This is a genomic window from Paenibacillus sp. BK720 (assembly GCF_011761545.1).
In the GTDB taxonomy this organism is placed as follows: domain Bacteria; phylum Bacillota; class Bacilli; order Paenibacillales; family Paenibacillaceae; genus Pristimantibacillus.
Genome location: NZ_JAASRQ010000003.1, coordinates 398,905 through 412,457 on the forward strand (window position 1 = coordinate 398,905; position 13,553 = coordinate 412,457).

The 13,553-nt window shown below is 50.3% G+C and carries 12 protein-coding genes; 9 read left to right on the top strand and 3 right to left on the bottom strand.

Going from position 1 to position 13,553, the window contains the following annotated elements; translation table 11 throughout:
- The first annotated feature begins 12 nt into the window (after positions 1 to 12).
- Positions 13 to 531: a DinB family protein gene (locus FHT67_RS13825; protein ID WP_167199008.1), complete on the top strand. Its 519-nt coding sequence runs from the start codon at positions 13 to 15 to the stop codon at positions 529 to 531.
- A gap of 68 nt (positions 532 to 599) precedes the next feature.
- Here the strand turns inward: FHT67_RS13825 and FHT67_RS13830 are convergent, their stop codons facing one another.
- Entirely contained in the window at positions 600 to 1,568 is a 969-nt protein-coding gene (locus FHT67_RS13830; RefSeq protein ID WP_167199011.1) for an NAD(P)-dependent alcohol dehydrogenase, read from the bottom strand.
- 459 nt (positions 1,569 to 2,027) lie between these two features.
- On the opposite strand from FHT67_RS13830, the gene urtA reads away from it, so the two are divergent.
- The 5 genes from urtA to urtE all read left to right on the top strand — a co-directional run bounded on the left by urtA (position 2,028) and on the right by urtE (position 6,775).
- The gene (urtA, locus tag FHT67_RS13835; RefSeq protein ID WP_243711773.1) at positions 2,028 to 3,227 is read left to right on the top strand and encodes an urea ABC transporter substrate-binding protein; all 1,200 of its coding nucleotides are present in this window, start codon (positions 2,028 to 2,030) and stop codon (positions 3,225 to 3,227) included.
- A 102-nt stretch (positions 3,228 to 3,329) separates the two neighbouring features.
- Positions 3,330 to 4,235 carry an urea ABC transporter permease subunit UrtB gene (gene urtB / locus FHT67_RS13840; protein ID WP_132311072.1) on the top strand — a complete coding sequence of 302 codons (906 nt, stop codon included), beginning with the start codon at positions 3,330 to 3,332 and terminating at the stop codon, positions 4,233 to 4,235.
- Positions 4,236 to 4,253: 18 nt separating this feature from the next.
- Positions 4,254 to 5,348 (top strand): urea ABC transporter permease subunit UrtC, encoded by a 1,095-nt coding sequence (gene urtC / locus FHT67_RS13845; RefSeq protein ID WP_167199014.1) that lies wholly within the window; start codon positions 4,254 to 4,256, stop codon positions 5,346 to 5,348.
- Positions 5,320 to 6,096, top strand: a complete 777-nt coding sequence (urtD, locus tag FHT67_RS13850; RefSeq protein ID WP_132311068.1) for an urea ABC transporter ATP-binding protein UrtD — start codon at positions 5,320 to 5,322, stop codon at positions 6,094 to 6,096. Before urtC ends, urtD begins: the two co-directional genes overlap by 29 nt.
- Positions 6,074 to 6,775, top strand: coding sequence for an urea ABC transporter ATP-binding subunit UrtE (gene urtE / locus FHT67_RS13855; RefSeq protein ID WP_167199016.1), 702 nt, complete (start codon positions 6,074 to 6,076; stop codon positions 6,773 to 6,775). Before urtD ends, urtE begins: the two co-directional genes overlap by 23 nt.
- Positions 6,776 to 7,055: 280 nt before the next feature.
- On the opposite strand, the gene FHT67_RS13860 is transcribed toward urtE, so the two are convergent.
- A complete protein-coding gene (locus FHT67_RS13860; protein WP_167199019.1) occupies positions 7,056 to 7,748 on the bottom strand; it encodes a Dph6-related ATP pyrophosphatase in 693 nt (230 codons plus the stop codon).
- A 278-nt stretch (positions 7,749 to 8,026) separates the two neighbouring features.
- Between FHT67_RS13860 and FHT67_RS13865 the strand changes: the two genes are divergently transcribed.
- Positions 8,027 to 8,863 carry an RMD1 family protein gene (locus FHT67_RS13865; RefSeq protein WP_132311062.1) on the top strand — a complete coding sequence of 279 codons (837 nt, stop codon included), beginning with the start codon at positions 8,027 to 8,029 and terminating at the stop codon, positions 8,861 to 8,863.
- Positions 8,864 to 8,928: 65 nt separating this feature from the next.
- Here FHT67_RS13865 and FHT67_RS13870 read toward each other — a convergent pair whose 3' ends face one another.
- Complete coding sequence (locus tag FHT67_RS13870) at positions 8,929 to 10,881, bottom strand: stalk domain-containing protein (RefSeq protein ID WP_132311060.1); 1,953 nt, start codon at positions 10,879 to 10,881, stop codon at positions 8,929 to 8,931.
- 242 nt (positions 10,882 to 11,123) lie between these two features.
- Between FHT67_RS13870 and FHT67_RS13875 the strand changes: the two genes are divergently transcribed.
- Positions 11,124 to 11,753, top strand: a complete 630-nt coding sequence (locus FHT67_RS13875) for a 2OG-Fe(II) oxygenase (protein ID WP_167199022.1) — start codon at positions 11,124 to 11,126, stop codon at positions 11,751 to 11,753.
- A 234-nt stretch (positions 11,754 to 11,987) separates the two neighbouring features.
- The gene (locus FHT67_RS13880) at positions 11,988 to 13,544 is read left to right on the top strand and encodes an ABC-F family ATP-binding cassette domain-containing protein (protein ID WP_132311056.1); all 1,557 of its coding nucleotides are present in this window, start codon (positions 11,988 to 11,990) and stop codon (positions 13,542 to 13,544) included.
- The last annotated feature ends 9 nt before the right edge of the window (positions 13,545 to 13,553 follow it).

The following is a 13,553-nucleotide window of genomic DNA, read 5'->3' on the forward strand; positions in this document are numbered from 1 at the left end:
GAGTCGATGAACATGAAAAATTATCCGGCGGAAATGTTGAACTACCACTTTTGGGCAAGCCAAACAATCCTGGGGAGAATGAAAGAGCTGCCAGCCGCGGTGCTGCATCAAGAAGTAAATACCTCGTTTCCGACCATTGCTCACGCTTTGAATCATATTTACGCGGTAGATAAAACATGGTTTATGGTGCTCACGGGAGCGGATATGGGAGCGGCGCTGCAGGAATGCATGCCGTTAAGCGGCCGAATTCTGGAGACGGTGGATGAATATGTTAGTCTCTTTGCCGAGCTGGCCGGGCAATACAACGAGTGGCTCGGAAGCGGGCCTGACGCGGAGCAGGCTATCACGCTCAATAATCCCTATGCCGGAATCCGCGAGACAACTTTAGCGGAAATTATGCTGCATACGGCTAATCACGGGTCCTATCACCGGGGCAATATATCCACGATGCTGCGCCAGCTCGGTTATGCTTCCACGATGAACGACTATGCTCTTTACTGGTACCGGCAGCCTGTATCCGCTGCTTTGTAGAACCTTGTTGCAAACCGGGACCGCCTATCTGTCCGAGCTTTACGGCTTGGGGATAGGCGATCCGACGTTTAGTGGCGAATCTGAAGGATGACATTTCCTTTCTTGCGTCCGGTCTCTACATAACGGTGTGCCTCGCTTGTTTGTTCCAACGGATAGCGCCGGTCGATGACCGGTTTGATTTTTCCGGCCTCGAAGAGCTCCTTGAGAAACGCCAGATTCTCCTTCTTCTGCTTCAGGCCGGCAGCGGTAAAGACGGCTTTCTTGCCCCGGGACTTCGATGTCCGAAGCATGGACAGCATGGCTCCGCCGCTGGGAACGGTGGAAAGATAGATCCCTTGCGGCGTAAGGGAGCCTTTGCACTCGGAGTAAGTGCGCTTGCCTACCGCATCGAAAATAACGTCATAGGTCTGTCCGCCTCGCGCAAAATCCTCCTTCGTATAGTCGATAACCCTGCCCGCCCCCAGAGATTCCGCCAATTCAACGTTGCGGCCGCTGCATACGCCGGTCACTTCAGCCCCGTAGTACATGGCAAGCTGCACCGCGTAAGCGCCAACCGCCCCGGATGCCCCGTTAATAAGCACCTTTTGCCCCGTTTGAATGTTAGCGTGATCCCGAAGAAAGGTTAAGGCCGTTAACGCGCCGTCGCATAGACCAACGGCTTCGTCGTACGCCGCATTGTTTGGTTTAAGAAATACCGGCTGGTCCTCGGGTAAACATACGTATTCCGCGTAAGTTCCGAAGCGACGGGGACTAATGCCGAATACCTCATCGCCTTTCTTGAACAACGTTACGTTCTTGCCGATCGTATCGATTTCACCGGCAAACTCGACGCCCAGAATGGGAAACTTGGGATTTCTAAGCCCATAGAGAAACCGGATGAAAAAAGGATCCGCTCTTCGGAAGGAGCAATCCGAGGGGGTTACGGCGGCCGCATGTATCTTTATCCGTATTTCATTCTCCTTGGGAATGGGCATCTCTACATCCTTGAACTGAAGGATCTCCGGCGTTCCGTATTTCTCGCATACAATCGCTTTCATAACAATTCCCCCTTAGCTGCCTTACCAATTTACGCATAATGTAAATTAAAGTATTCACTATGTCAAGTTAACTTTACACAAATGGGTTTGGATAGGCTTTAGCTTCCTTACAAGGGTAGTCATTCCTTCTATTCTTTTGGCATAAGTATAGAAATTAAAATAACACATTGTGTTAATTTAATGGTATAAATTATAAGATTTTGAGCTGATTAAATCATGAAATATGCCGAATTTCATCGAAAAATACCCTTTTAAAACGATTAATGAGACGAATTTCCTCATTTTCTAATTTTAATGTCATGTATATTGACGCGAAGATTTGGCCGCCCCTATAATGAGGTTGCGAACAATGGTAACACATTCTAATTAAATGTTCGTAATTAGAAAGAAGAACTGGGGAGTGGAGAGATGAAAAAGAAATGGTTTTATCAGACGGGGCTTGTTGCGGTTGCGCTTAGCATGCTGCTTGCAGCCTGCGGCAACAATGAAAAACCGGCATCCACGACAACCGAGAGCAGTTCGGCGGAAGCTTCAGGAGATACGATTAAGGTAGGGGTCCTGCATTCCTTGAGCGGTACGATGGCGATTAGCGAGGTATCCGTTCGCGATGCGGAAATGATGGCGATTGAGGAAATTAACGCGGCGGGCGGCGTGCTTGGCAAGAAGATCGAAGCCATCCAGGAGGATGGCGCATCGGATTGGCCGACCTTTGCTGAGAAGGCGCGCAAGCTGCTCTCCGAGGATAAAGTCGCAACGGTGTTCGGAGGATGGACGTCCTCCAGCCGCAAAGCGATGAAACCGGTATTCGAAGAATTAAACGGGCTGCTCTGGTACCCGGTGCAATACGAAGGGCTCGAGGCTTCCCCTAACATCTTCTATACGGGCGCTACAACGAACCAGCAGATCGTTCCTGCCGTGGATTGGCTGCTTGAGAACCGCGGCAAGAAATTTTACCTGCTTGGCTCGGACTACGTCTTCCCCCGTACGGCAAACCTGATCATCAAAGAGCAATTGAAGGCAAAAGGCGGCGAAATGGTCGGAGAGGAATACACGCCGCTTGGCCATACCGACTACAGCACGATTATCAGCAAAATCAAAGAAGCAAAGCCGGACGTTGTATTTAATACGCTTAACGGCGACAGCAACGTAGCCTTCTTCAAGCAGCTGAAGGATGCGGGCATCACGGCCAAGGATATTACGACGCTGTCCGTATCGGTAGCGGAAGAAGAAATTCGCGGCATCGGCGTAGACGTGCTGCAAGGTCATCTGGCGGCTTGGAACTACTACCAAACAACGGATACGCCGGCGAACAAGACGTTCGTCGAGAATTATAAGAAGAAATACGGCGAAGACCGCGTAACGGCGGACCCGATTGAAGCGGGCTACACCGCGGTATACCTGTGGAAGGCTGCGGTGGAGAAGGCGGGCTCGACCGACGTGGATAAAGTCAAAGCGGCGGCGAAGGATCTCGAGTGGGATGCTCCGGAAGGCAAAGTGAAGATCGACGGCGAGAACCAGCATATTTACAAAACGGTCCGGATCGGCGAGGTGCAGGGAGACGGACAATTCAAGGAGCTGTGGAACTCCGGGGATGCCGTTATGCCGGATCCGTTCCTGAAAGGCTACGACTGGGCGGCAAGCATCAAGCCTACGGATTAACGAGCGGAGGCAGGCAATACGGCAAGGATGAAGGGAGAGTATTGGGCAGAGGTATGCTTCGGATACTCTCCTTTTGTATAACCCCGAAGGAGTTGAAGGCATATGGAGGTCATTACCTTGCAGCTGTTTAACGGGCTGAGCGTCAGCTCGATCCTGCTGCTGATTGCGCTAGGCCTGGCCATTACGTTTGGGCTCATGAAGGTCATCAATATGGCGCATGGCGAGCTCATTATGATTGGCGCTTACTCCACGTACTTGACGCAAAACATGTTTAAAGACAATTTGCCGAAGTCGATGTTTGACTGGTATTTCGTGCTCGCGATACCGGTCAGCTTCCTCATCGCCTTCCTATTTGGCCTAATCTTAGAGATGAGCCTGATCCGGTTTTTGTACGGCCGGCCGCTCGACAGCCTGCTTGCCACTTGGGGTGTCGGTCTGGTGCTGCAGCAGCTTGCGAGATCGGTCTTTGGCGCTCCTAACGTTGCGGTAACGAGTCCTACCTGGCTGGATGGCGGGGTCAGCTTCCTTGGCGCGGTTCTTCCCTATAAAAGGCTGTTTATTATCGGGCTTGTTATCGTTACGCTGCTTGCGATGTACTTCTATATTTACCGCAGCCTCGAGGGGCGCCGGATGCGGGCGGTTATGCAAAACCGCGACATGGCGGCATGCCTTGGCGTATCCACCCGCCGCGTCGACGCGATGACCTTCGCGATTGGTTCGGGCATTGCCGGCATCGCCGGCTGCGCGCTGACGCTGATTGGTCCGATTGGGCCATCGCTTGGCACTTATTATATCGTGGATGCGTTTATGGTGGTTGTGCTCGGCGGGGTCGGCAAGCTGGTGGGTACCGTGCTTGGTGCGCTCGGAATCGGCGTCTTTAACACGATGTTCGAATATTGGACGAATGCATCGCTTGGCAAAGTGCTCGTGTTCATCTGCATCGTTGCTTTCCTGCAATGGAGGCCGATGGGATTCGTCGCCATGCGTTCGCGTTCGCTTGATTCATAGAGAGAGGTGGAGAAGCAAATGTTGACGATGCGAAAACGTTCTCCCCAGCGTTTATGGCTGCTCGCCTGTTATGTCGCTGCTGCCGCTGCGCTGTTCTCGGCTCCGCTTTATTTAAGCGATTTCCGGTTAAACCTGCTCGCGAAGTTTCTGGCGTTTGCCATAGTAGCGCTTGGTCTGGATCTGATCTGGGGGTATACCGGCATTCTTAGTCTGGGGCATGGCATCTTCTTTGGGTTAGGTGCCTATGCGATGGCGATGTATCTGAAGCTTGAGGCAAGCGGCGGGAAGCTGCCGGACTTCATGGGCTGGAGCGGATTAAGCGAGCTGCCTATCTTCTGGAAGCCGTTCGAAAGCTTTGGCTTTGCGGTGCTGATGGGAATCCTCATACCTGCTGCGTTGGCACTGTTCTTGGGGTATTTCACCTTCCGCAACCGGATTCGCGGCGTGTACTTCACGATCTTGACGCAAGCTCTCGTCATTATCACGACAACGCTGCTTGTCGGACAGCAGGCTTATACGGGCGGGACTAACGGCATTACGGGCTTCAGCAAAATATTAGGCGAGCCGATTGCTTCGCCGGATACGAAGCGGATGCTGTACGGGGTGACGGCGGCCGTGCTGGTGGCGGTGTTTATCCTATGCCGTTACGTGGTGAAAAGCCGGTTCGGGAAGGTGCTTCGCGCGATCCGGGACGGGGAGAACCGGGTCCGGTTCATCGGGTATAATCCGGCGGTCTACCAGATGGTTGTGTTTACGATGTCGGCGGCTATCGCCGGCATTGCGGGCATGCTGTTTGTACTGCATGTCGGCATTATATCGCCTTCCATGATGGGAATCGTGCCTTCGATTGAGATGGTGCTGTGGGTTGCGATCGGCGGCCGCGGAACCTTGATCGGCGCGGCGCTTGGGGCGGTGCTGATGAACTGGGCAAAAAGCGAGTTCAGCACCACGTATCCGCAAGGATGGACGTATTTCCTCGGCGGCGTATTTATTCTGGTCGTCGTGTTCCTGCCTAACGGGGTGGCGGGCCTTGCCGCCAAGCTGAAGTTCCGCAAGAAGAAAGAGGAGAGGAGTGAGCCGGAGCATGAGCGAGTCGAGTATCCTGCAATGTAATGAGGTGACGGTAGCTTTTGACGGCTTCAAGGCTATTCAGGGAATGAGCTTGCATTTGCGGAAAGGGGAGCTCCGTTTCCTCATTGGGCCCAACGGTGCCGGCAAAACAACGATGCTGGACGTGATCTGCGGCAAAGTGAAGCCAACGGCGGGGACGGTTACCTTCAAGCAGTCCATCGATATCGCGAAGAAAAAAGAACATCAGATCGCCGAGCTTGGCATCGGACGCAAGTTCCAGGCGCCGTCGATTTTTCCGTCGATGACGGTGTTCGAGAATTTGGAGATCGCCATGCGCCAGAAGCGCGGCGTATTTACGGTGCTGTTCGCCCGGATGAAAGCGGAGGAGCGGCAACGGATCGAACGGCAGCTTGAGATGATTGGGCTGCAGGATAAGGCGGATTGGCGGGCGGGCGGCTTGTCGCATGGCGAGAAGCAATGGCTGGAGATTGGCATGATGCTGCTGCAGGAGCCGGAGGTGCTGCTGCTGGATGAACCGGTTGCCGGCATGACGGACAAGGAGACGGAGAAGACGGGCGAGCTGCTGCTCGAGATCGCCCGGCAGCGTTCCATCGTGGTTGTGGAGCATGACATGGAGTTTGTCCGCAACTTTGCGAGCAAGGTAACGGTTATGCATGAAGGAAAGCTGCTGAAGGAAGGCTCGATGGAAGAGGTGCAGCGGGATGACCGCGTAGCGGAGGTATACCTGGGGAAAAGGCGGGATGCGGATGCTAGCCGTTCAACAGCTTGAAGCGGGATACGGGGAAAGCGTGATTTTGCGAGATGTGACGCTGAGGGTCGGGCCGGGGCAGGTCGTCTGCTTGCTTGGGCGCAACGGCGTCGGGAAGACCACGCTGATGAAGAGCATTATGGGGCTGCTTAAAGCGCGGAAAGGTACTGTTGCCTACAACGGAAATGAGCTGACAAGGGCCGCACCCGGCCGCCGAGCAAAGAGCGGAATTGGCTATGTACCGCAGGGGCGCGAAATCTTCGGGCAGCTGACCGTCTGCGAAAATATATTGGTCGGCCTTGAAGCCGCGCGCGAGAAGAAGGCGGTACGCTCTATTCCGGAGGAGGCAATCGCCAAGTTCCCGGTGCTGCCCACGATGTATAGCCGGCGCGGCGGCGACCTGAGCGGCGGACAGCAGCAGCAGCTGGCGTTCGCGCGGGCGCTCGCGTCAAAGCCGGAACTGCTGCTGCTCGATGAGCCATGCGAGGGTATTCAGCCCTCTATCGTAGATGACATCCGAGATGTCATCCGCTCAATAAAGGCAGACGGCAAGACATCGATTCTGCTTGTTGAGCAGAGCCTCGATTTTGTGAAAAGCGTCGGCGACTACTTCTATGTGCTGGATAAGGGGGCAGTTGCTTGGGAAGGTGGCTTGGAGGATTTGGGCGACGAAGTGATTAAGAAGTATTTGACGGTGTGAAGACGCGGAACAACAGTGCCGTTTCCTCAACTATAAGGAAGGTCCTGCAGGCTGTAGGCTAACTGCTAGCTGGGGGACGTTGCACGATTTGCAGGATATTTTCTCAAATCGAACATTCTTGACGAAATATACTGCACAGAATGCAGTATATTTCGCGAATTTGTAAGCAATAGGATCCATTTTCTGAAATATCCTGCACTTCGTGCAGGATATTTCCCTTTATCGAGCTGAATCGCATAATTTTACTGCACTCTGTGCAACGTAGGCGAATTGCTATTCCTTAAGCCTCTATCAGCTCCAAAGGCAAAAAGGCGTAATCGCCGTTCCTGACAATGCTGCCTTTACGGACCGGGATGGCATGCTTGAAGAGAGGGCCGTCGATGACGGTCGTATGGAATTCGCCGCCTTCGCCGCAAGGATCAACGCCTCGAGACAGAAGCTCCTGGATGTAGCCATGAGTCAACTCGCGTCCTAAATCCTCTTCCTTCATTCCCAACGTTAAATTGACGGTGACGACAACGGAGGTAAATCCGAGATGGATAAACTCTTCAACGGCTTCTTGATGATCCATTTCCCATAACGGCATTCCCAGCTTTAGACCGGCGATTTGCGTAACCTTGTCATGCCAGCAGTCCTGGACAGGCATATCCAAGTCTCCCGTGACTAACGCTTCAGCGCCCTGATGCTTGGCCTTTTCCAGAAGGGCTATAAATTCCTTTTCGTAATCCTCCCAGCTTGCGGCGGCCGTATATACGGGCAAGCCGATGGATTCCGCTTGGGCGCGGATTAGCTTCGGAGGCATGCCGTGGGATCGGGAGCGTTTTCCTTCTTCCTCCATCATGACGATAAGTCCAATCGGCTCCCCAACCTGCATCGATTTGTACAACGCAAGGGTGCTGTCTTTTCCTCCGCTAAAAGAAGCTATGAATTTACGCCCATGGGCACCGTTTCTCCAGTTCACCGTTTCTTTCATGTACTTCGATCTCCTTTTATTGTGCTCAGTGAATTGTAACACAATCTGCCGTCCCGTATACGAACGCGGCCGCTTAGGTACGCTGGATTTGCCCCAGTGAAATCAGGATAAAGCTGGTATCTTTCAATATTTCAATGCAAGCTAGCGCATAGGCGGAAGAGGCTGGGATCCCGGATTCCGGCTTTTTTTAGCCGAGCGGAATGGGTTATAAGAAAAGAGGACAGGGAATAATGTGGTAATACGCCAAAATTTCAGTTCGACTGAAAAGAGTGATGGAAATGAAGGAAATGACCTTTAAAGCTTACGCCATAACGAATGAAATTGATTTGAATCAAATCGCGATCCATTGCGGCATTCCCAAGAAATACACCTGGGAGCAGCCTTTGATGTTGAAAGGGGACATACTCGCTTCCATCCTAAAGCATCCGGTAGCCGATTCGCAGCAGGTACTGGTGTTTTCCTTCGGCAGTATTGTATTCGTTAATCATTCACGTTCCGAAGATATAAAGAGCTGTATGAGCTACCTCCAGTCCTTCGAACCGGATATTGATCTATTGAATGCGGATCGGTATACCGATGACTACCGGCTTCATTACGGAGAGATCGAGACGTTCGAGCTGACCGATGAGTACGTGGAAGTGCCCGAATACGAGATTTTCCATCCCGAGCTAATTTCTACGGTGCTTGCGAAGTCGGTTGCGCTCGAGAAAGTAGAGGAGCAGCTCGGGAAAATTCATGACAAGCTGGAAACCATGATTGAGCGGCTGGAAAAAGGAAAGCTGAGAATCGGCAACAAAGAGCTGGCCAGAACAACGGCTATCATCTTGCGTTACGAGTACAACACCCTTGGCTATATCATGATATTGGATAAGCCCGATATTACGTGGAGCAGCAGCCAAGCCGGCGAATTTTACGACAGTATGCTGGAGTTTTTCGAGCTGAATGACCGCTATAAAATATTAAAAAGCAAAACGGAATTTCTGCATCACATTATGGAAGGCTTCTCGACAATCAGCCATTCGATACGCGGATTGTTTGTTGAATGGATTATTGTAATCCTCATTGTCATAGAGGTTATTCTGACCGTGCTGCAAATTGCCGGCGTACTGCCATAACACCTTTCATGAATTACAAGCCAAAACCTCAGTTTTGAACAAACTGAGGTTTTGGAGTTGCCTATTTAGCTAGTATAAATTGAAGTTACTATTCCGTTAACGAAGGTCACGTAATTGAAGTAGCCATATCCCCATGTCTCAACGGTTATACCATTGCCGCTCAATCGGCTGGTTGATGCTGGTTGACCTATGGAGAGAAGGACTTGGTCCTTTGTCATCCCCGTTGCGACCTTCTCTTCTTTTATCAATGTCCATGTCGAAGTGGACCATTTGTATTTTTTGTAGGGGTCATAATTAAGGAAATAATAACTGCCCGTAAATAGATTAACCACATTGTCTCTAGCCATTTCATAACTTTTCAGTTGCGTGCCATTTTGTTTTTTGAACACAATTGTAAAGTAATAGCCTTGACTATCCGGAATGATATCAGTAATCGTTACTTTATTGAATCTCTCCCAGCCTTGGAAGTGATTGACCCAATAAGATTTGCCGATGTAAGAAGCCAAGTTCCCTTGCAATTCTTTTTTATATATTTTCGCAGTATCCGGCGTCTCTACAGATAAAGTTGCATTACCAAATGAGATATGTATGATTTTATATTTCGAATCCCACTTCAAGGCAGCGCCGAACACTTTGCTTAACAGAGCTGCAGGGAATACGGTTGTATTGTTCTCGCTTCGAACGGCTGCGTTCATGGTCAGATTGTTGCCGTTGACCTTCGCATTGGAATCGCCCTGCTTCAGTCTGATGGTAGTAGTTCCTACTTGAATATCAAAGGTTTTGCTGGAAGAAGTATAAACAACTGTCCCCCCAAGCGCTTTGAATACGGATTGAACCGGTAGGTAAGTAATACTGTTCCTCTGTATTGCATTAGAAAGATTGGATGGAAGGCTGATGGCTATCGTTAAGGTTTTGGTCAAGCTTCCCGATGTAACCGTAACTTTGGTTACTCCGACTGCCAGAGCTTTAAGCGTACCGTCTGAATTTTTCTTTAATAAGTAAGGTTTTTCAATCGTTGCATTCGCTTGACTTAAAGGAATTGTTTTCTTTGAACCGTTAGAATAGCTCTCGGTAATCGTAGCTTTTATGCTGTCTCCAACATAAGACTTCGTTGAGGAAACCGTGAAATTGATTCCTGACAAGCTGGGACTTTCAATATTCGTTATTACTCCATTCTCATATTGTTTCCAGCTCCCGTCCGATAGCTGGTATGCAAAAGAATTCTTACCCTTCGCATTCGCTGTTCTCGTAACTCCGCTGCCGATTTCATGAATTTGATCCGTCAGTTTATAGCGGTCGTTATATTCACCTGTTACCCATACCGTTCCATCCTTTAATGTAACAAGCAGTAAATTATCTGTAGTATATTCAATATAAGCTGCGTTTTGCGTTATGACTTCGGGCAGGATGCTGATTGTGGAACCGCTCGTATCATAATGAGTGAGGTCATATTTGGTTACTGTCCCGCTGTTATTCAGCACAACGGTATCGCCGTGGGCAGCCACATCGATAGCAATGATGGAATTAATGCCCGTACCCGCTGCCAGAGGCATCTTAAGAGAGCTGCTTCTAATTTCACCGGTGTTCGATACGGTTGAGAACATACTGTCATTAGCGGCAATCAATGCGATTCCATCGTAGCCCTGTTGACGTTGTCCACCGGCCGACCATACCGTCCCATCTTGTTTCAGATAATATCCATTGGCAATTTGTTTAATTTCGGTTTGCTTGGTATCCACATGAGGAGCAGATATATAATCCCAAGTGACAAGCTCTCCGTTTTTGGTTACACCATAACCGTTATAGTCGTTGTCTCCCGCAATCGCGATTACGCCAAGATTTTTCTGTACGCTGCCATTCCTATTGTTGGCCCAGATTGAACCGTCATCCAGTAACATGCCTGAGTTTACGATGGATACAATATGAGCTCCGTTTGCGGCATTGATACTTTGTCCTTTAAACATTAACAATGTAATTATTAGGAAAAAAGACATGAAATACACAATAAATCTTTTCACTTCAGAAATCCCCTCTCTATTGTTAGGGCATAATATACCATAATAATTTAGAAGAATACTATTTCAATGATTGGAATAAAGGAGGTAATATTTTCATATCGCTTGCTTTGTCATGATTATGAACAAGCCTGACATTGCATGAATATAAAGGGATTGCCGGTTAGACGGAGAATTACTTAATCGACTGATTTAATGCCTAATCGAATACGTCCTCAGTATTCTATATTGGAGGAACTAAGGCGATGACCATTAAAGAGCAGACGATCGTAACGTCTTCGGGGAGCAAGATACTAACCAAGGACAAAGAGATTCGTATCGTTGGGAAGATGGATGAACCGCTTATTTTGATTCTGGAAAATGTATTGAGTCCCGCGGAATGCGACTTGTTGATTGACTTGGCAGCGGCTAGAATGCAGCGTGCCAAAATTGGGAGCTCTCACGATGTCAGCGAAGTCAGAACAAGCAGCAGCATGTTTTTTGAGGAAAGCGAAAATGAATGCGTCGGACAAGTCGAAGCCCGGGCGGCCGAACTGATGAATATCCCGGTCTCCCATGCGGAACCGCTGCAGGTGTTGCGGTATCAGCCCGGAGAGCAGTATCATCCTCATTTCGATTATTTCACGCCCGGCAGCAATAGGAACAATCGGATCAGCACGCTGATTATGTATTTGAATGACGTGGAGGAAGGCGGGGAGACGTATTTCCCTTCTCTTCATTTTTCGGTAACGCCTAAGAAAGGCAGTGCGGTATACTTTGAATATTTTTATAACGATACCCGCCTGAACGAGTTAACGCTGCATGCGGGACATCCCGTAACAGCCGGGGAGAAGTGGGTAGCAACCCAATGGATGAGAAGACAAAGATATCGTTAAATCTGTAACCGTATAACGAGTCGGATATCCGCTTAGGATGCCGGCTCGTTTTATTTTATAGCATCGGTTTTTTATGTCCCTGTGCATGCCGCCATGATTCTGGAGGCTAAGAAACCTCGCTTTATCCGCTGCTGCCGGGAGTTAGATGAGCGGATGTGTGGTACAATGAATCGACTCATTCGAGAGAATGCGTCATCATTAAATATGTTCATACATGAATGGAGATAAAGAAGAATGAGTTTGTTGACGGTGGAGCAGTTATCGCATACGTTTGGCGACCGCGTATTATTTAAGGACGTGAATTTCCGGCTGCTTGAGGGAGAGCATATCGGCCTGGTAGGCGCGAATGGCACTGGGAAATCGACGCTTATGAATATTTTGACGGGCAAGCTGCTGAAGGACGAAGGCAAGGTGGAATGGACGCCCCGCGTTCGTTACGGTTATCTGGACCAGCATACGAAGCTTGAGGCGGGAAAGACAATCCGCGATGTGCTTAAGGACGCGTTCCTGCCGCTGCTTGTGTTAGAGGAGGAGCTTAACGAGATTGCCGCGCAGATGGGCGAAGCCGATCCGGATACGCTGGAGCAGCTGCTGGCGCGCATGGGGGAAATTCAAGAGGAGCTCGAAATCGGGGATTTCTATTTGATCGACGTGAAGGTCGATGAGATGGCTAACGGTCTGGGTCTGAACGCAATCGGCCTTGACCGTGACGTTACGGCGCTTAGCGGCGGCCAGCGGACGAAGGTGCTGCTTGCCAAGCTGCTGCTCGAGAAGCCTGGCGTCTTATTGCTTGATGAGCCTACCAACTATTTGGACGAAGAGCATATTAACTGGCTGACGAACTATTTGAAAAATTACCCTTATGCCTTTGTTCTTATTTCCCACGAGACCGGCTTTATGAACCAGGTCGTTAACGTGATTTATCATCTTGAATTTACGCGGCTGACGCGATACACCGCCAACTACGAGAAGTTTCTGGAGATGGCCGAGCTGAACAAAGCGCAGCATATCGACGCCTACGCGAAGCAGCAGGAGTATATTAAGAAGCAGGAAGAGTTTATTCAGAAAAATAAAGCCCGCGCATCCACGTCCGGGCGTGCGAAGAGCCGCGAGAAGCAGCTGGGCCGCATCGACCGGATCGACAAGCCGGAGGAAGCGGCGAAGCCCAGCTTCAGTTTTAAGGAGTCCAGAACAAGCGGCAAGACCGTATTCGAAGCGCAGGGAATGGTTATCGGCTACAATAAACCGCTCCTGCCCAAGCTGGATATGGTCATTGAGCGCGGCGATAAGATTGCGATCGTAGGCTGCAACGGCGTGGGTAAATCCACGCTTCTGAAATCGATTCTTGGCGTTATTCCGCCGCTGGAGGGCAAGACCTACCTTGGCGATTATTTATCGCCTGCCTATTTCGAGCAGGAGGCGAAGGCGCCGACAATGACTCCGCTGGAGGATGTATGGGATGAGTTTTCTTCCATGAACCAGCATGAGGTTCGGGCAGCGCTTGCCCGCTGCGGGCTCAAGAACGAGCATATTACCCGCCCCCTTAATCAGCTCAGCGGGGGAGAGCAGGCGAAGGTTCGTTTGTGCAAGCTGATGATGCGGGAGAGCAACTGGATCTTGTTCGATGAACCAACGAACCATTTGGACATCGTTGCCAAGGCTGAACTGAAGCGTGCGCTGAAAGCCTACAAGGGCACTATCGTTCTTGTCTCCCACGAGCCTGATTTCTATGAGGATTGGGCGACGAAAACATGGGATGTGGAGGCCTGGGCTCTGCAGAGCCAGAGATAAGATAGAGTA